Raw genomic sequence first — 13,628 nt, 5'->3', positions numbered from 1 at the left:
GTCAGATCACCTGCTGGTAAGCCCTCTCTAGGAACTGCCACCCGGCAGCGGTGAACCGCTGGCGGCGGAACGGCGCCGGCTCCACGAGAACCTCTGTCCCAGCTTGATCCACCACCACGACACCGATGCCGTAAAAGCGGGCCTGTAAACGCACTTCGTCAAGCTCTCTGGGTCGCCGGTGCAACACCATGACGCGAGCACAAAACGGTGCGAACCTGCCAGCGATCTCTAACCCACCCCGCCACGTGCGAGCGGGGACAAAGGCAAGATCCACCGACACCGGAGGCATGGCCTCTCGCGTAACTGCCCCGTCGATGGTCGAGACCGTTCCCCGTGGCGCACACCGTAGGGCTGACCGTTCCCAGCGGGTCAAGGAGTTAATCGGCACCGGCATGCGCAGCGGCAGGTCCAGCAACAGATCCAGCACATCGGGCGACGAGATGGCGCCCAACTGGTGCGCCGCTCGCCTGTCGACTTCCTGCTGGTCAAGGCGATACACGAGCAGGGCGTGCGTCCGGAGGATCGGCACGAACTTACGGCAAAGGTCTGGCCTCGGCTCCCCGATTGAAGCAGCCTTGACTGCATCTGCCAGAGCCTCCGCTGTGCCGATCATGATCTCCACCCTGCCTCACGTCGTTGACATGGAAGCCGCTGGGCTCCCCGATTGTGATGTTGCCGGGGCAAACTCCCGCAAACTATGAACGAGTGAACCGATCGCGGCCCATACCTGATCGCTGCCGCCCCGTTGGTACCACTGCCGGCGGTCCCCGGGAACCCTCTCGACCCGGTCAACTAACTCAAGACCCATCAGGTCGCGGACCGGCGCGTAGTACACCGCTGGCGTGACCCCGCGATCCCTCGCGACCTCGGTGAGGTTGATCCGCCCGTCCGGCGAGCTGGCCAGGGCCTCAAGCAGTTCAAGCTTGTGCTGATGCCCGAACAGGCACGCCGACAACCAACGCTCGTTGCGTGGCCTGAGCTGCCGCATAGGATCACCGTATAGATTATGCATTAAATAATCCAGAGCAAGTAAGCCAAGCGGCACCGGGGCCAGGTGACGGCGGGCGCACCCCAAATGCCCGCATGTACCCGTCTTCGTTCCGAAACCGGTTGCGAGGAGAACTACGGATGGCCGCCCGCACTCTGCCTGACGTCACTGGTCCCAGCCTGGCCGTTGTTTCCTTAAGCTCCCTGACAGTCGATGACAGGTCAGGTCGCGATGGTCGAGGACCGTGAGCGGAGGATCGGAATTGCGCCTATTCGTGGCCGTCTACCCGCCGGTCGGGGCGATCGATCACCTCGCCCGCCGACTCGCCGACCTGCGGGTGGCGGTGCCCGGCGCGGACGTACGGCTGGCGGTGCCCGACGACATGCACGTCACGCTGGCGTTTCTCGGCGACGTCGAGGACGGCCGGCTGCCGGACGTACAGATGGCGCTGGACACCGCCGCGCGGACCTGGCGGCCTGCCGACTGCGGCGCGGAGCCGGCGCGGTTGCGTCTCGGCGGCGAGGGAACGTTCGTCGGGGCCCGGTCAACTGTGCTCTGGTGCGGCGTGACCGGCGACGCGGCCGCCCTGCGGCGGCTCGCCGACACCGTCCGCCGGGAGCTGGCAGCCGCGGGGCTGCCCTGCGACCCGCGGCCGTTCCGGCCGCACCTGACCCTGGCCCGGGTCCGTGCCGAGCCGGCACCCGGCGCGCTCGCCGCCGACCGAGCCACCCTCGACCGGTACGCCGGACCGCCCTGGACGCTGAACCGGATGGCGCTGATGAGCAGTCACACCGACCGTCGCCCCCGCTACCGCCGGGAAGCCGACTGGGGGCTGTGACCCCGGGTCGTTCCGTCGTCGCAGCAGGATTGCTCGGCGGTTCGGTCGTCTCAGGAGAAGACGCGACAGCGAGATGTGTGCGCCGCCAGCACCTCGGCCAGCTCGGAGATCGCCGTGAGCCGCTCGGCTTCCAGACGGTCGCCGCATTCGCCGCACTCGATCCGGTCGGACCGGATCGGCCACCGCCATCCGTCGACACTGACGGGTACGAGCATCGGCTTTTCCTCCGACAGCACCAGCGCCACCTCCGTACGAGAAACGGACGCGCCTAACCCTTCGCAATCTAGTGCCAGTAGTGTCAATAAGGCAAGCAGTGCCAGAGGTGCAAGTGGTCTCTGTCTGGGTAGGCAGGACCATGAGCCCCGTGGTCATCCCGCACACGGCCCGAGAGATCGAGGACGACCTGACCCGGCGCATCGCCGCCGGGGAATTCCCGCGTGGCTCGCGTCTGCCTACATATGACCGGCTGGCCGAGGAGTACGGGTCGGCCCGCCGGACGGTCGCCCGCGCCATGGACGCGCTCAAAGCGCGCGGCACCGTGGTGGGCGTACCGGGGTCGGGCGTCTACGTCGCGGAGTAGTCCTCTGCCCGGTGAGCACTGTCCGGGTCCGGTCCGGCGGAGGTCGGCACGGCCGGTTCGCGAAGGCCGGCCGCCACTGCCACCGCCACCGACCGCCCGCCGTCGCGCTCGCCCCTGTGGAGTGCGCCTCCGAAATCAGCTCCACACGAAAGATGATGTAGTTACACGATTTTTGATGTGGGCCCGAATGTGGCACCGCCGCCCGCCGCCCGCCGCCCGCCGCCCGCCGCCCGCCGCCCATCGCCCGCCGCCCGCGGGCCGCGGGCCGGGACCGCCAAAGCCGGCGGCCGGGTCCACGAGGTGTGGACCCGGCCGCCGGTGCCGGTCACCGGGAGCGGGTCGTCACCGGCTCCCGGCCGGACCGGCCGGAGGGCGAGCTGAAGGACGTCCCGCTCAGGTGGTCGCGGTGCAGGTCACCGCCGGTACGGGGTTGCTGCCGCTGGACGAGCCCAGGAAGCCGAACGTGGTGCTGCCGCCGGGGCTGAGCGCGCCGTTGTAGCTCACGTTCGTCGCGCTCACCGAGGAACCGCTCGTGGTCAGCGTGGCGCCCCAGGACTGGCTGATCGTCTGGCCGGAGGCCAGCGTCCACCGAACCGTCCAGCCCTTGATGGCCGCGCCGCTGGCGGTCACCTGGACCTCACCCTGGAAACCACCGGACCACGACCCGGTGACCTTGTACGTCGCGGAGCACCCGGCGCCGGGCGAGATCGGCGGCGTGGTGGGCGGGGTGGTGACCGGCGGGGTGGTCGGCGGACGCGTGGTCGGCGGGGTGGTGGTCGGCGGCGTGGTCGGCGTCCCGCCACCGCCGAACTCGACGTCGCTGCACAGGTAGTACGACTGGTCCTGGTGGCTGGCCTGCCAGATGGTAAACACGATGTGCCGGCCGGTCCGGCCCGGCGCCGAACCCGGGATCAGGGTCGAGACCCCGCCCGACTCGGGCGTCCACTGCGAGGCCGGCTTGTTGCCGATCTGGCCGACCAGTTCCAGGTTGCCCCAGCCCAGCGGCTGGGTCGTCGAGTTGAAGCCCTGCTTCGTGACGTACACCTTGATCCAGTCGGCGCCGTGGCTGGCCTGGTCGTAGAGCTTGACCTGGAAGTTGTTGGCGATCGGGGTGGTCTTCCAGGCGCCCACCGCGTCCAGCGCGTTGTAGCGTCCGCCCTCGGTGTGGCCGCCGCTGCAGAGCTGACCGTCCGGGATGACGGCCTGCGGGTTGCCACCGACGCCGTTGCGGTAGAGACCGTTCCAGTTCCACATGGCCTGCGGGTCGGCCTGCCAGGCCTGCCAGCACATCGGGTCCTGGGTGGCCATCGCCGGGTTCTGGAAGTCGCTGCCCCAACGCTGCCAGCAACCGTAGTTGCGGGTCGCGGGGTCGACCACCGAGCCGTGCGCGGACGCCGACGGCGGTGCCACCGTGGCCAGCACGGCGGCGAAGAGTACGACGAGCGCCGCACCCAGCGCGGCCAACCAGGCGACGCGGGGTACGGCACGGGCACGAAGTGCCACGGACATGGAGCCCTCCGGGATGAGAGAACGGGTGGTGCGCCCGGACCGCCGGAGCGTTGCCCACACCCCGGCCGACTGCGTGGCTCCTCGCGACGGCTACACCGGCCAGGGTGCCACATTTATTCGCGAACCTCAATTAATGGGTGACCCGGTCACCAGGCCCAGGCCTCCGGACCGGGGCCGCCCTTGCCGACCGGGGGGAACAGCTCGTCCAGCCGGGCCAGCACGTCCTCGGTCAGCTCGACCGTCAGCCCACCCAGCGACGCGTCGAGCTGCTCGACCGTACGCGGTCCGATGATCGGCGCGGTCACGCCGGGCCGGGACAGCAACCACCCCAGCGCCACATCCGCCGGATCGTGGCCGAGGTCGGCGCACAACTTCTCGTACGCCTCGATCGCGCCGCGACGCTCGGCCAGCTCGCCGGTCATGTGGTCCATATTGGTCCGGGCTGCGGTCCCCTCGGCCTGCTTGCGAAGCACCCCGCCGAGCAGTCCGCCGCGCAGCGGCGACCAGGGGATGACGCCGATGCCGTAGTGCTGGGCGGCCGGCAGCAGTTCGAGTTCGACGTGTCGGGTCAGCAGGTTGTAGTGACACTGCTCGGAGACCAGGCCGAGGAAGTTGCGTCGGTGGGCCGACTCCTGGGCGGCGGCGAGGTGCCAGCCGGCGAAGTTGGACGACCCGACGTAGACGACCTTGCCCTGGGCGACCAGGGTCTCCATGGCCTGCCAGATCTCCTCCCAGGGCGTGGCCCGGGAGACGTGGTGCATCTGGAACAGGTCGATGGTGTCGGTCCGCAGCCGGCGCAGCGAGTCCTCACAGGACCGGATGATGTGCCGGGCCGACAGGCCACGCTCGTTCGGCCAGTCGCCCATCGGGCCGTAGACCTTGGTGGCCAGCACCACCTTGTCCCGCCGCCCGTCACCCTGCGCGAACCACCGGCCGATGATCTCCTCGGTGGCGCCCACGGCGATCTTCCGCCCGTAGATGTTCGCCGTGTCGAAGAAGTTGATGCCGTGTTCCAGCGCCCGGTCCATGATCGTGAAGCTGTCCGGCTCGCTGGTGAACGGTCCGAAGTTCATCGTGCCCAGACAGAGCCGGCTCACCGACAGCCCGGTACGCCCCAGGTTGATGTAATCCATCACCACACCGTGCCACGCCCCGACTTCGAGTGCCCACAATCCCCGCTCGCCCCGACGCCGCCACCGCCAGGCTTCACGACCCTCGGCACGGCCACATACTTTTGGGCCTACATCGAATTCGTAGTAGCTACTACGAATTCGATGTAGGCCCAAAAAGGGTGGCGGTCTCGGCCGACATCACCTTCAGTGATGTTGCCCAGCCTCCACCCGGCCCAGCCTGGCCCCGTCCGACCCCCGCTTCGTTGGCCCGACCGCCGAGCCGCCTCCCGACCGCGAGTCGCGAGCAGGCATGCGAAGGTCCCGGTGCCGCAACCGACGTCCAGGACGGTGCGTGCACCGAACTCATGAGCGATGGACAGGTACGCGTCCAAGTCGCCCAGATCCGGATCCAGCGAATCATCGGGCCTTCGCGTTGTCCCTGGCGGGATGGTGTGAGGGCCTTATTCGTCGGTGCTGGGCGGCTCGACGCCAGCGGCCCGGCAGATCCGGCGCACGGATTCGCGGGTGTAGCCGGTCACGCGGACGATCTCGGTCTGTCGCACGCCGGCCTTGGCGGCCCGCACGATGGCGTCACGTAACCGATCACGTGCCGTCGGCACGTTGGCCTTGGTTTTCGCCAGCGCTCGCTCAGCCTCGACGACCGCAGCCTGCGCGTCGTGGTAGGCGCGCGTTGCGGCCTCAAGGTCATCGAGCATGTGGCCATGGTGTCATGCCCGATTGATGCAAACTGATACCTATTCAGAGTGGCCACTTTCGAATTACAGAAAGTGCCTACTAACTCTTATATTTGATGCCTACTGAAGCTAGAGTGGTTGGCACTGCGCAAGGCGGCCGCCGGTTTGCGTGGTAGCGCTCACCGAGGGCCTTGATCGCCCCAGGGAGGCGGCCCATGACCATTATCGTTCCCGCCACGCTGCCGGGCTGTGGCCGTCCCGCCGATCAGTACTTCGAGATCTACGAGCACTCCGAGGTTGACGCCTACCACTCGCTGGCCGGCCACGGCTACGCCTGCCGGGAGCACCTGGTCGACGTGGCGGCTGCCATCATCCGGGCGAACCTCACGCCACTGCACATGCCCCACCCACCCATCGGTGCCCGCACGTGCGGTCAGTCGTACGAGTTCGAGACGGCGAGCCAGCCGGAGCACCCCGACTGGTGCACCCGGGCCGCTATCTGTGCCATCGAGGGCATTCACTGCTCGGCGCCCTACTCAGCCACCCCGGTTGGGGCACCTGTCCAGACGCGGCTGTGGCTGGAACTGCCGATCACCCGCCGCGGCGACGACCACAAGCCCCGCGCCGGCCGCCACATCGTGGTGCTCGAAGTCTACGACGAGCGCGCCGACCGGCCGGTCGAGTACCTGGCCCATCGTGACCAAAGTCCGCCGCCGGCGTACCCCGGGATGAGCAGCGAGATCAGCGCAACGGCCAACCCCCACCGCGAACGCCGCGCAGTAAACCACCGCGGACATCACGCGGCAGGCCACCGCGAACGCCGCAGCGGCGTCAGGACGACTCGCGGGCCGCCGGTCCGCTGCCGAACAGCACGTCGTCCCAGCTCGGCAGCCGCTTGCGGGGCTTGCCGGTGGCGTCCGTCGGCTCGCCGGCGGCCGGCCCGGCCGTACGCCGGGGTCGCAGCACCGCCAGCGACGGCACCGCCGGGACCTCCTTGGGTGCGTCGGCGTCGTCGTCGAAGGCGGAACCCTGGCCGCCGCCGAGCAGTGCCGCGGCGCCGCCGCCGACCGGCCGCTGCCGGGGCGTCTCCGACGGACCCATCGCCGCCGGGTCGAGGCCGCGGCCGGCGTTCGAGCCGAGCGGACGGTCCAGCGAGGCGAGCAGCGCGTCCCGGCCGGCCCGGATCGGGTCCCGACCGGTGCGCCCGGCCTCGCCGACCGCCGCGGGCAGGCCGTGTCCACCGCGGCCGGGTTCACCGCGGGACGGACCGGGCAGCGCGTGCCCGCTGCGCTCCGGCGGCGGCTCCTGCCCGAGGATCGGCGTGGGCCGCTCGGCGCAGAGGTACTGCGCCATGTCGTCGTGCGGGGAGACGGTCTGCCGGGTCTTGTCGAGATCCCAGATGGCCTGCGCGGTGGCCTTGCCCGAGGGCCAGGTCGCGACGATCCGCCAGGTGCCGTCGTCGCGCCGGTAGGCGTCCCAAGAGATCTTCTCGGTGTCGATGCCGTGCTGGGCCAGCCGACCGTCGACCACCTCGGCGAGCGGGGTGGGCTTCTCGGCGGAGCGCAGCCGGGTGCGCCGGGCGTGCTGGGCGAGCATCGCCCGCTCCTGCAGGACCGGTCCGGCGTAGCGGAGCACCCGGTCGACCGGCACGCCGGCGATCCGGGCGACGTCCTCGGCGGACTCGCCGGACCGGATCCGGGCCTGGATGTCCCGGGGGGACAGCGATGGTGCCGGGTCGTTGGCCGGCGACGTGGCCACCGCGAGCGGGGGCGAACCGGGCTCGTTGGTCAGAACGGTGGCGACCCGCTCGTCGATGGGGAGCGCGAGCAGGCGGCCCACCTCGTCGGCGAGCACCAGGGCATGGCCGTCCTCGGAGAGGGCGACGAAGCGTACCGGGCGCATCGCGTTGCCTCCATCCCGCTCGCTGGCCACCGCCTCGGATCGGCCACCCGGGCTTCTCGACACGGTACGCCGATCGGCTCCCAGGTAGAAGGAGCCACGCCCGCAATTCGCGGGTGACCTGGGTCAATCGATCATGGAGGCTGGTGTCCCAGGGTACCCGACCCGCGCCGCCCGGGCCCGATGGAAAACCGCCGGGCCCGGACGGCGTACGGGCTCAGAGGCGTTCGATGACGTGGTCGACGCAGCGCGTCAACGCCTCGACGTCGGCCGGCTCGACGGACGGGAAGAGGGCCACCCGCAGTTGGTTGCGACCCAGCTTCCGGTACGGCTCGGTGTCGACGATGCCGTTGGCCCGCAACGCCTTCGCCACCGCCGTCGCGTCCACCTCGGGGACGAAGTCGATGGTGGCGACCACGTTGGAGCGTACTGCCGGGTCGGTGACGAACGGGCTGGCCACGGCGGACCGCTCGGCCCAGCCGTACACGGCGGCGGCGCTCTCGGCGGTCCGCTTGACCGCCCAGGCCAGGCCGCCCTGGGCGTTCATCCAGTCGGTCTGCTCGGCGGCCAGCAGGATGGTGGCCAGCGCCGGGGTGTTGTACGTCTGCTCCAGCCGCGAGTTGTCGATCGCGGTGACCAGGTCGAGGAACGCCGGGATGTACCGGCCGGACTGCTTGACCTCGGTGGCCCGGGCCAACGCGGCCGGGGACATCAGCGCGATCCACAGCCCGCCGTCGGAGCCGAAGCACTTCTGCGGGGCGAAGTAGTAGACGTCCGTCTCGCCGACGTTGACGTCCAGCCCGCCCGCGCCGGAGGTGGCGTCGACCAGCAGCAGCGCGTCCTCGTCGGCACCGGCCACCCGGCTGATCGGCACTGCCACGCCGGTGGAGGTCTCGTTGTGCGGGGTGGCGTACGCGTCCACGCCGGCCTCGGCGGCCAGGGCCGGCGCCGAGCCGGGCTCGGCCTTGCGGACGGTCGGCTCACCGAGGAACGGCGCGTCCTTGACGGCCTTGGCGAACTTGGCGCCGAACTCCCCGAAGCTCGCGAACTGGGCCCGGTCCCGGATCAGCCCGAAGGCGGCGACCTCCCAGAACGCGGTGGTGCCACCGTTGCCGATGATCACCTCGTAACCGTCCGGGAGGGAGAAGAACTCGGCCAGTCCGCGGCGCAGCCGGGCGACCTGGTCCCGGACCGTCTTCTGCCGGTGCGAGGTGCCGAGGTACGTCGGTGCGGCCTCGACGAGTGCCGAGACCGCCGCCGGGCGGACCTTGGACGGCCCACAGCCGAACCGGCCGTCGGCGGGCTTGAGCTCGTCGGGGATCCGAATGGTCGAAACGTCAGCCACGGTTATCGAAGATCCTTCCGGGTGGGCCCGTGAGCCCGGGAGTGCGCGGCCACGCCGACGGCGGGTGTCGTCGCCGCCCGTGACCGCGTTCCTTGCGGTGGGCCGGCGACGCTGCCGTGGCCCCATCCTCGCACCCGGGTCGTTCCGGCGGGCCGGTACCTCTCGCTCCGTGGGTGAGTCGTCGGCCACATCCGCCCGTCCCGGGCCCGTCACCGCCCGCCCGGGCGGTGACGGGCCGTGACGTCCTACAGGCCGTGCGGGATGGCGTCCCAGCCGGCCACCTCGGTGGCCTTGCGGGGGGCCGGGCCGACGTACCGGGCGGACGGGCGGACCAGGCGCTTGAGCTTCTTCTGCTCCAGCACGTGGGCGCTCCAACCACCCATCCGGGCACAGGTGAACATCGAGGTGAACATGTGCGCCGGCACCTCGGCGAAGTCCAGCACCACGGCCGACCAGAACTCGACGTTGGTGGCCAGCACCCGGTCCGGGCGGCGGGCCTGCAACTCGGTCAGCGCGGCCTTCTCCAGCGCCTCGGCCACCTCGAACCGGGGCGCGCCCAACTCCTTCGCGGTGCGCCGGAGCACCCGGGCACGCGGGTCCTCGGCCCGGTAGACCCGGTGGCCGAAGCCCATCAGCCGCTCACCGCGGTCGAGCACGCCCTTGACGTACCCCTCGGCGTCACCGCTGCGCTCGACGGCCTCGATCATGCCGAGCACCCGGGAGGGCGCGCCGCCGTGCAGCGGGCCGGACAGGGCGCCGATGCCCGAGGAGATGCAGGCGGCGGCGTCCGCGCCGGTCGAGGCGACGATCCGGGCGGTGAACGTCGAGGCGTTCAGGCCGTGCTCGGCGGCCGAGATGAAGTACGCGTCGACGGCCTTGACGTGCCGCGGGTCGGGCTCGCCGCGCCAGCGCTTCATGAACCGCTCGACGATGGTCTGCGCCTTGTCGATCTCCTTCTGCGGTACCGCGGGCAGGCCGAGGCCGCGGGCCGACTGGGCGACGAAGGACAGCGCGGTGACCGAGACCCGGGCCAGGTCCTCGCGGGCCTGCTCGTCCGAGATGTCCAACAGCTGGCTCAGCCCCCAGTACGGCGCGAGCATCGCCACCGCGGACTGCACGTCCACCCGGATGTCGCCGGAGTGCACCGGCACCGGGAACGGCTCCGCCGGCGGCAGGCCGGGGCCGAACCGGCCGTCCACCAGCAGCGCCCAGACGTTGCCGAACGAGACCTGCCCGATCAGATCCTCGATGTCGACGCCGCGGTATCGCAGCGAGCCACCCTCCTTGTCGGGTTCGGCGATCTCGGTCTCGAAGGCGACAACGCCTTCCAGCCCCGGCTTGAAGTCGGACATTTCACTCTCCTGGATGTGGTCGATCCGGGGCTCGGGCCGTCGACGCCCGGCCCGGGGATCCCGGTTGTCCGCGCGACCGGGGCTGCACCGATTGGTTCGACGAAGCAGCCAGGGGCGACCCGTTGGGGATGTATTCGTGACATCTTGCCTGGTGGGTAACTCGTTTTGCGACCCTCCACGGGTGTGCTACACGCGACACCTGTCGATCCGAACGCTCGTTGGGCCACGGCGCCCGAGGAGGTCGGAGCGGGTGTACGAGGATGGGACGGTGACCGACGACGCCGTATCACCGGCCGCGATGCGCAACGAGTACGCCGACCGGCGGGGCCTGGACCGGGCCGATCTGGCGGCCGACTGGCACACCCAGTTCGACCGCTGGTTCCGGGAGGCGGCCGCGACCGGGCTGGCCGAACCGAACGCCATGGTGCTCGCCACCGCCGACGCCGCCGGGCGGCCCAGCACCCGGACCGTGCTGCTCAAGGGGTACGACGAGCGCGGGTTCGTCTGTTACACCAACTACGGGTCGCGCAAGGGCACCGAGGCGCGGGACAACCCGTACGCCAGCCTGCTGCTGCCCTGGTACCCGCTGCACCGGCAGGTGGTGGTGTGCGGGTCGGTGCGACCGGTGGACCGGGCGGAGACCGAGGCGTACTTCGCCGGACGGCCGCGGAACGCGCAACTCGGCGCCTGGGCCAGCCCGCAGTCCCGGGTGCTGCCGGACCGGTCCGCGCTCGACGACGCGTACCGGGCCGCCGAGCGACGGTTCCCGGCCGGTACGCCGGTGCCCGCCCCGCCGCACTGGGGCGGCCTGCGGGTGATCCCCGAGTCGGTGGAGTTCTGGCAGGGGCGGGCCGGTCGGCTGCACGATCGACTGCGCTACCGTCGGGCCGACGGGGGAGAGTGGATCATCGAACGACTGGCACCGTGACCAAGACAGAACCGGCGGCCCGGCCTGAGCGCCCGGCCGCTCGCTGGGCGATCGACGTACGGCCGCTGCGGATCGCGGCGTACCGGCGGTTGTGGATCGGCAACGCGATCTCGACGTACGGCTACGGCTTCACCTCGGTGGCCGTGCCGGTGGAGATGTTCGCGCTGACCCGGGACTCGTTCTGGGTCGGGCTGCTCGGCGTGGCCGGGCTGGTCCCGCTGCTGGTGTTCGGCCTGTGGGGCGGCGCCATCGCGGACGTGGTCGACCGGCGCCGGTTGCTGCTGGCCGGTTCGACCCTGATGTGGGCGTCCACCCTGGGGCTGCTGGTCCAGGCGGTGCTGCGGGTGGACAGCCCGGTGCTGCTGCTGGTGCTGGTCGCGGTGCAGTCGACCGCCTTCGCGGTCAGCTCACCGACCCGCCAGGCGATCATCCCGCGGCTGGTCCCGGTGGAGCTGCTGCCGGCGGCCAACACGCTCGGTTACACCACCTTCACGGCCGGGGCGATGCTGGCCCCGCTCAGCACCGGTCCGATCTTCGCCGCCTGGTCCGAGCCGGTCGCGGTGGCGGTCGCGTACGCGGTGGACGCGGTGCTGTTCACGGCCGCGCTCTGGGCCACCTGGCGGTTGCCGGCGCTGCCGCCGGAGCCGGACCCGGACGCCGGTGCCGGCGCCCGGCCCGCGGTGGGGCTGCGCAGCGTCGTCGACGGGTTCCGCTACCTGGCCGGCGCGCCGGTGCTGCTGCTGTCGTTCGCCATCGACATCATCGCGATGGTGCTGGCGATGCCGCGCTCGCTGTTCCCGGAGGTGGCCGTCGAGCGGTTCGGCGGTGGGGCGGCCATCGGCTGGCTGTACAGCTCGATCGCCCTCGGCGCGCTGCTGGGCGGGCTGACCTCCGGCTGGATCGGTCGGGTCCGCCGGCAGGGCCTGGTGCTGGTGCTGGCGGTGGTCGGGTGGGGTGTGGCGGTGGCGCTGTCCGGGCTGGCCCACCGGCTCTGGCTGGTCGTGGCGCTGCTCGCGCTGGCCGGCTCGGCGGACCTGGTCAGCGCGGTGCTGCGGCAGTCGATCCTGCAGGTGCACGCGCCGGACCGGATGCGCGGCCGGTTGCAGGGCGTGAACACGGTGGTGATCGCCGGTGGCCCGCGCCTCGGCGACCTGCGGGCCGGGGCCGGGGCGGCGTTCTTCGGCGTCTCCGCCGCCTGGGCGGGCGGCGGGCTGGCCGCGGCCGTGTTGGCCGTGACGCTGGCCGCGGTCTTCCCGGCCCTGGCCCGCTACCGCGCGCCGAGTTGACCGCCCGGGGCTCGCCGGCATCGGGCGGCGCGGGTCCGGTCGGGGCCGTGCCGGGTCCGCCGGCGGCGTGCCGCAGGGTGGGAGGCGAGGTGTGCGTGCGGGCGGAACCGGGTGCCAACCGATATCGTCCCGGCATGGACAACGTCGAGACGGGACGACACTCGCCGTCCGGTGCACAGTGGACGATCAGGCGCGGCGACCAGGAGGCCGTCGTGGTCGAGGTCGGTGGCGGCCTGCGCGCCTACCGGGCCGGCGGCGTGGACTACCTCGACGGGTACGAGGCGGACGAGATCTGCGTCGGCGGCGCCGGTCAGGTGCTGGCGCCCTGGCCGAACCGGATCCGCGACGGACGGTACGCCTTCGCCGGCCGGTCGTTGCAGCTCTCGCTGACCGAGCCGGCCCGGCACAACGCCCTGCACGGCCTGGTCAACTGGCTGCCCTGGCGGCTGGTCGAGCAGCGGGACGACGCGGTGACGGTGGCCTGTGACCTGCCGGCCACGCCGGGTTACCCGTGGGCGCTGCGGCTGCGGACCGAGTGGCGGCTGGACGACGAGGGGTTGCGGGTCACCCACCACGCGACGAACCCGAACGGCGAGCGGTGCCCGTTCGGCCTCTCCGTCCACCCGTACCTGCGGTTACCCGGGGTGGCGGTGGACGACCTGCTGCTGCGGGTCCCGGCGCGCAGCCGGTTGCTGGTGGACAGCCGGCTGCTGCCGATCGGCGCGGCGAAGGTGGCCGGCAGCGAGTACGACTTCACCGAGCCACGGCGGATCGGGTCGGCCCGGTTGGACACCGCGTTCGGCGACGTCGATCCGTCCGGGTCGGGCGGCTCCTCGGTGACCCTCGCGGACGCCGACTCCGCGGCCGCGGTGAGCATCTGGGCGGATCCGGAGTTCGGCTGGTGGCAGGTGTTCACCGGGGACTCGTTGACCGGGGAGCGGTACCGCCGGTCGGTGGCGGTGGAACCGATGACCTGCCCGCCGGACGCGTTCCGGTCCGGTCGGGACGTGATCGTGTTGGAGCCGGGTGCCGACTGGAGTGCCAGCTGGGGCATCCGACCCGGCGGCTGAGCCCGCCGGACCGACCCGGCGGTCGG

The 13,628-nt window shown here is 71.4% G+C and carries 14 protein-coding genes; 5 read left to right on the top strand and 9 right to left on the bottom strand.

Annotated features, from left to right (window positions below; translation table 11 throughout):
• Position 1: 1 nt before the first annotated feature.
• Positions 2 to 622 (bottom strand): hypothetical protein, encoded by a 621-nt coding sequence (locus ACFOX0_RS17405; protein WP_377546955.1) that lies wholly within the window; start codon positions 620 to 622, stop codon positions 2 to 4.
• A 6-nt stretch (positions 623 to 628) separates the two neighbouring features.
• Positions 629 to 988, bottom strand: coding sequence for a hypothetical protein (locus tag ACFOX0_RS17400; RefSeq protein WP_377546953.1), 360 nt, complete (start codon positions 986 to 988; stop codon positions 629 to 631).
• 262 nt (positions 989 to 1,250) lie between these two features.
• On the opposite strand from ACFOX0_RS17400, the gene thpR reads away from it, so the two are divergent.
• On the top strand, positions 1,251 to 1,826 hold the full coding sequence (gene thpR, locus ACFOX0_RS17395) for an RNA 2',3'-cyclic phosphodiesterase (RefSeq protein ID WP_377546950.1): 576 nt from the start codon (positions 1,251 to 1,253) through the stop codon (positions 1,824 to 1,826).
• Between the two features lie 50 nt (positions 1,827 to 1,876).
• Here the strand turns inward: thpR and ACFOX0_RS17390 are convergent, their stop codons facing one another.
• Positions 1,877 to 2,071 (bottom strand): hypothetical protein, encoded by a 195-nt coding sequence (locus tag ACFOX0_RS17390; protein WP_377546948.1) that lies wholly within the window; start codon positions 2,069 to 2,071, stop codon positions 1,877 to 1,879.
• A 110-nt stretch (positions 2,072 to 2,181) separates the two neighbouring features.
• On the opposite strand from ACFOX0_RS17390, the gene ACFOX0_RS17385 reads away from it, so the two are divergent.
• Positions 2,182 to 2,406 (top strand): winged helix-turn-helix domain-containing protein, encoded by a 225-nt coding sequence (locus tag ACFOX0_RS17385; protein ID WP_377546945.1) that lies wholly within the window; start codon positions 2,182 to 2,184, stop codon positions 2,404 to 2,406.
• A gap of 393 nt (positions 2,407 to 2,799) precedes the next feature.
• On the opposite strand, the gene ACFOX0_RS17380 is transcribed toward ACFOX0_RS17385, so the two are convergent.
• From ACFOX0_RS17380 to ACFOX0_RS17355, 6 genes are all read right to left on the bottom strand, one after another.
• A complete protein-coding gene (locus tag ACFOX0_RS17380) occupies positions 2,800 to 3,915 on the bottom strand; it encodes a lytic polysaccharide monooxygenase auxiliary activity family 9 protein (RefSeq protein WP_377546943.1) in 1,116 nt (371 codons plus the stop codon).
• Positions 3,916 to 4,061: 146 nt separating this feature from the next.
• On the bottom strand, positions 4,062 to 5,048 hold the full coding sequence (locus tag ACFOX0_RS17375) for an aldo/keto reductase (protein WP_377546940.1): 987 nt from the start codon (positions 5,046 to 5,048) through the stop codon (positions 4,062 to 4,064).
• Between the two features lie 440 nt (positions 5,049 to 5,488).
• Entirely contained in the window at positions 5,489 to 5,743 is a 255-nt protein-coding gene (locus ACFOX0_RS17370; RefSeq protein ID WP_377546938.1) for a hypothetical protein, read from the bottom strand.
• Between the two features lie 810 nt (positions 5,744 to 6,553).
• Positions 6,554 to 7,624 (bottom strand): septation protein SepH, encoded by a 1,071-nt coding sequence (gene sepH, locus ACFOX0_RS17365; RefSeq protein WP_377546936.1) that lies wholly within the window; start codon positions 7,622 to 7,624, stop codon positions 6,554 to 6,556.
• A 214-nt stretch (positions 7,625 to 7,838) separates the two neighbouring features.
• Positions 7,839 to 8,966 carry a phosphoserine transaminase gene (serC, locus tag ACFOX0_RS17360; protein WP_377546934.1) on the bottom strand — a complete coding sequence of 376 codons (1,128 nt, stop codon included), beginning with the start codon at positions 8,964 to 8,966 and terminating at the stop codon, positions 7,839 to 7,841.
• A gap of 245 nt (positions 8,967 to 9,211) precedes the next feature.
• On the bottom strand, positions 9,212 to 10,318 hold the full coding sequence (locus ACFOX0_RS17355) for a citrate synthase 2 (RefSeq protein ID WP_377546932.1): 1,107 nt from the start codon (positions 10,316 to 10,318) through the stop codon (positions 9,212 to 9,214).
• A 298-nt stretch (positions 10,319 to 10,616) separates the two neighbouring features.
• Here ACFOX0_RS17355 and pdxH point away from each other — a divergent pair, with 298 nt between their 5' ends.
• The 3 genes from pdxH to ACFOX0_RS17340 all read left to right on the top strand — a co-directional run bounded on the left by pdxH (position 10,617) and on the right by ACFOX0_RS17340 (position 13,602).
• Positions 10,617 to 11,246 (top strand): pyridoxamine 5'-phosphate oxidase, encoded by a 630-nt coding sequence (pdxH, locus tag ACFOX0_RS17350; RefSeq protein WP_377547373.1) that lies wholly within the window; start codon positions 10,617 to 10,619, stop codon positions 11,244 to 11,246.
• Positions 11,243 to 12,532: an MFS transporter gene (locus ACFOX0_RS17345; protein WP_377546929.1), complete on the top strand. Its 1,290-nt coding sequence runs from the start codon at positions 11,243 to 11,245 to the stop codon at positions 12,530 to 12,532. Before pdxH ends, ACFOX0_RS17345 begins: the two co-directional genes overlap by 4 nt.
• A gap of 134 nt (positions 12,533 to 12,666) precedes the next feature.
• Positions 12,667 to 13,602: an aldose 1-epimerase family protein gene (locus ACFOX0_RS17340; protein ID WP_377546927.1), complete on the top strand. Its 936-nt coding sequence runs from the start codon at positions 12,667 to 12,669 to the stop codon at positions 13,600 to 13,602.
• Positions 13,603 to 13,628: the final 26 nt, after the last annotated feature.

Source organism: Micromonospora zhanjiangensis, from assembly GCF_042650605.1.
GTDB lineage: Bacteria > Actinomycetota > Actinomycetes > Mycobacteriales > Micromonosporaceae > Micromonospora_J > Micromonospora_J zhanjiangensis.
The sequence above is the reverse complement of the archived record's forward strand: the minus strand, read 5'-3'. Positions and strand labels throughout refer to the sequence as shown.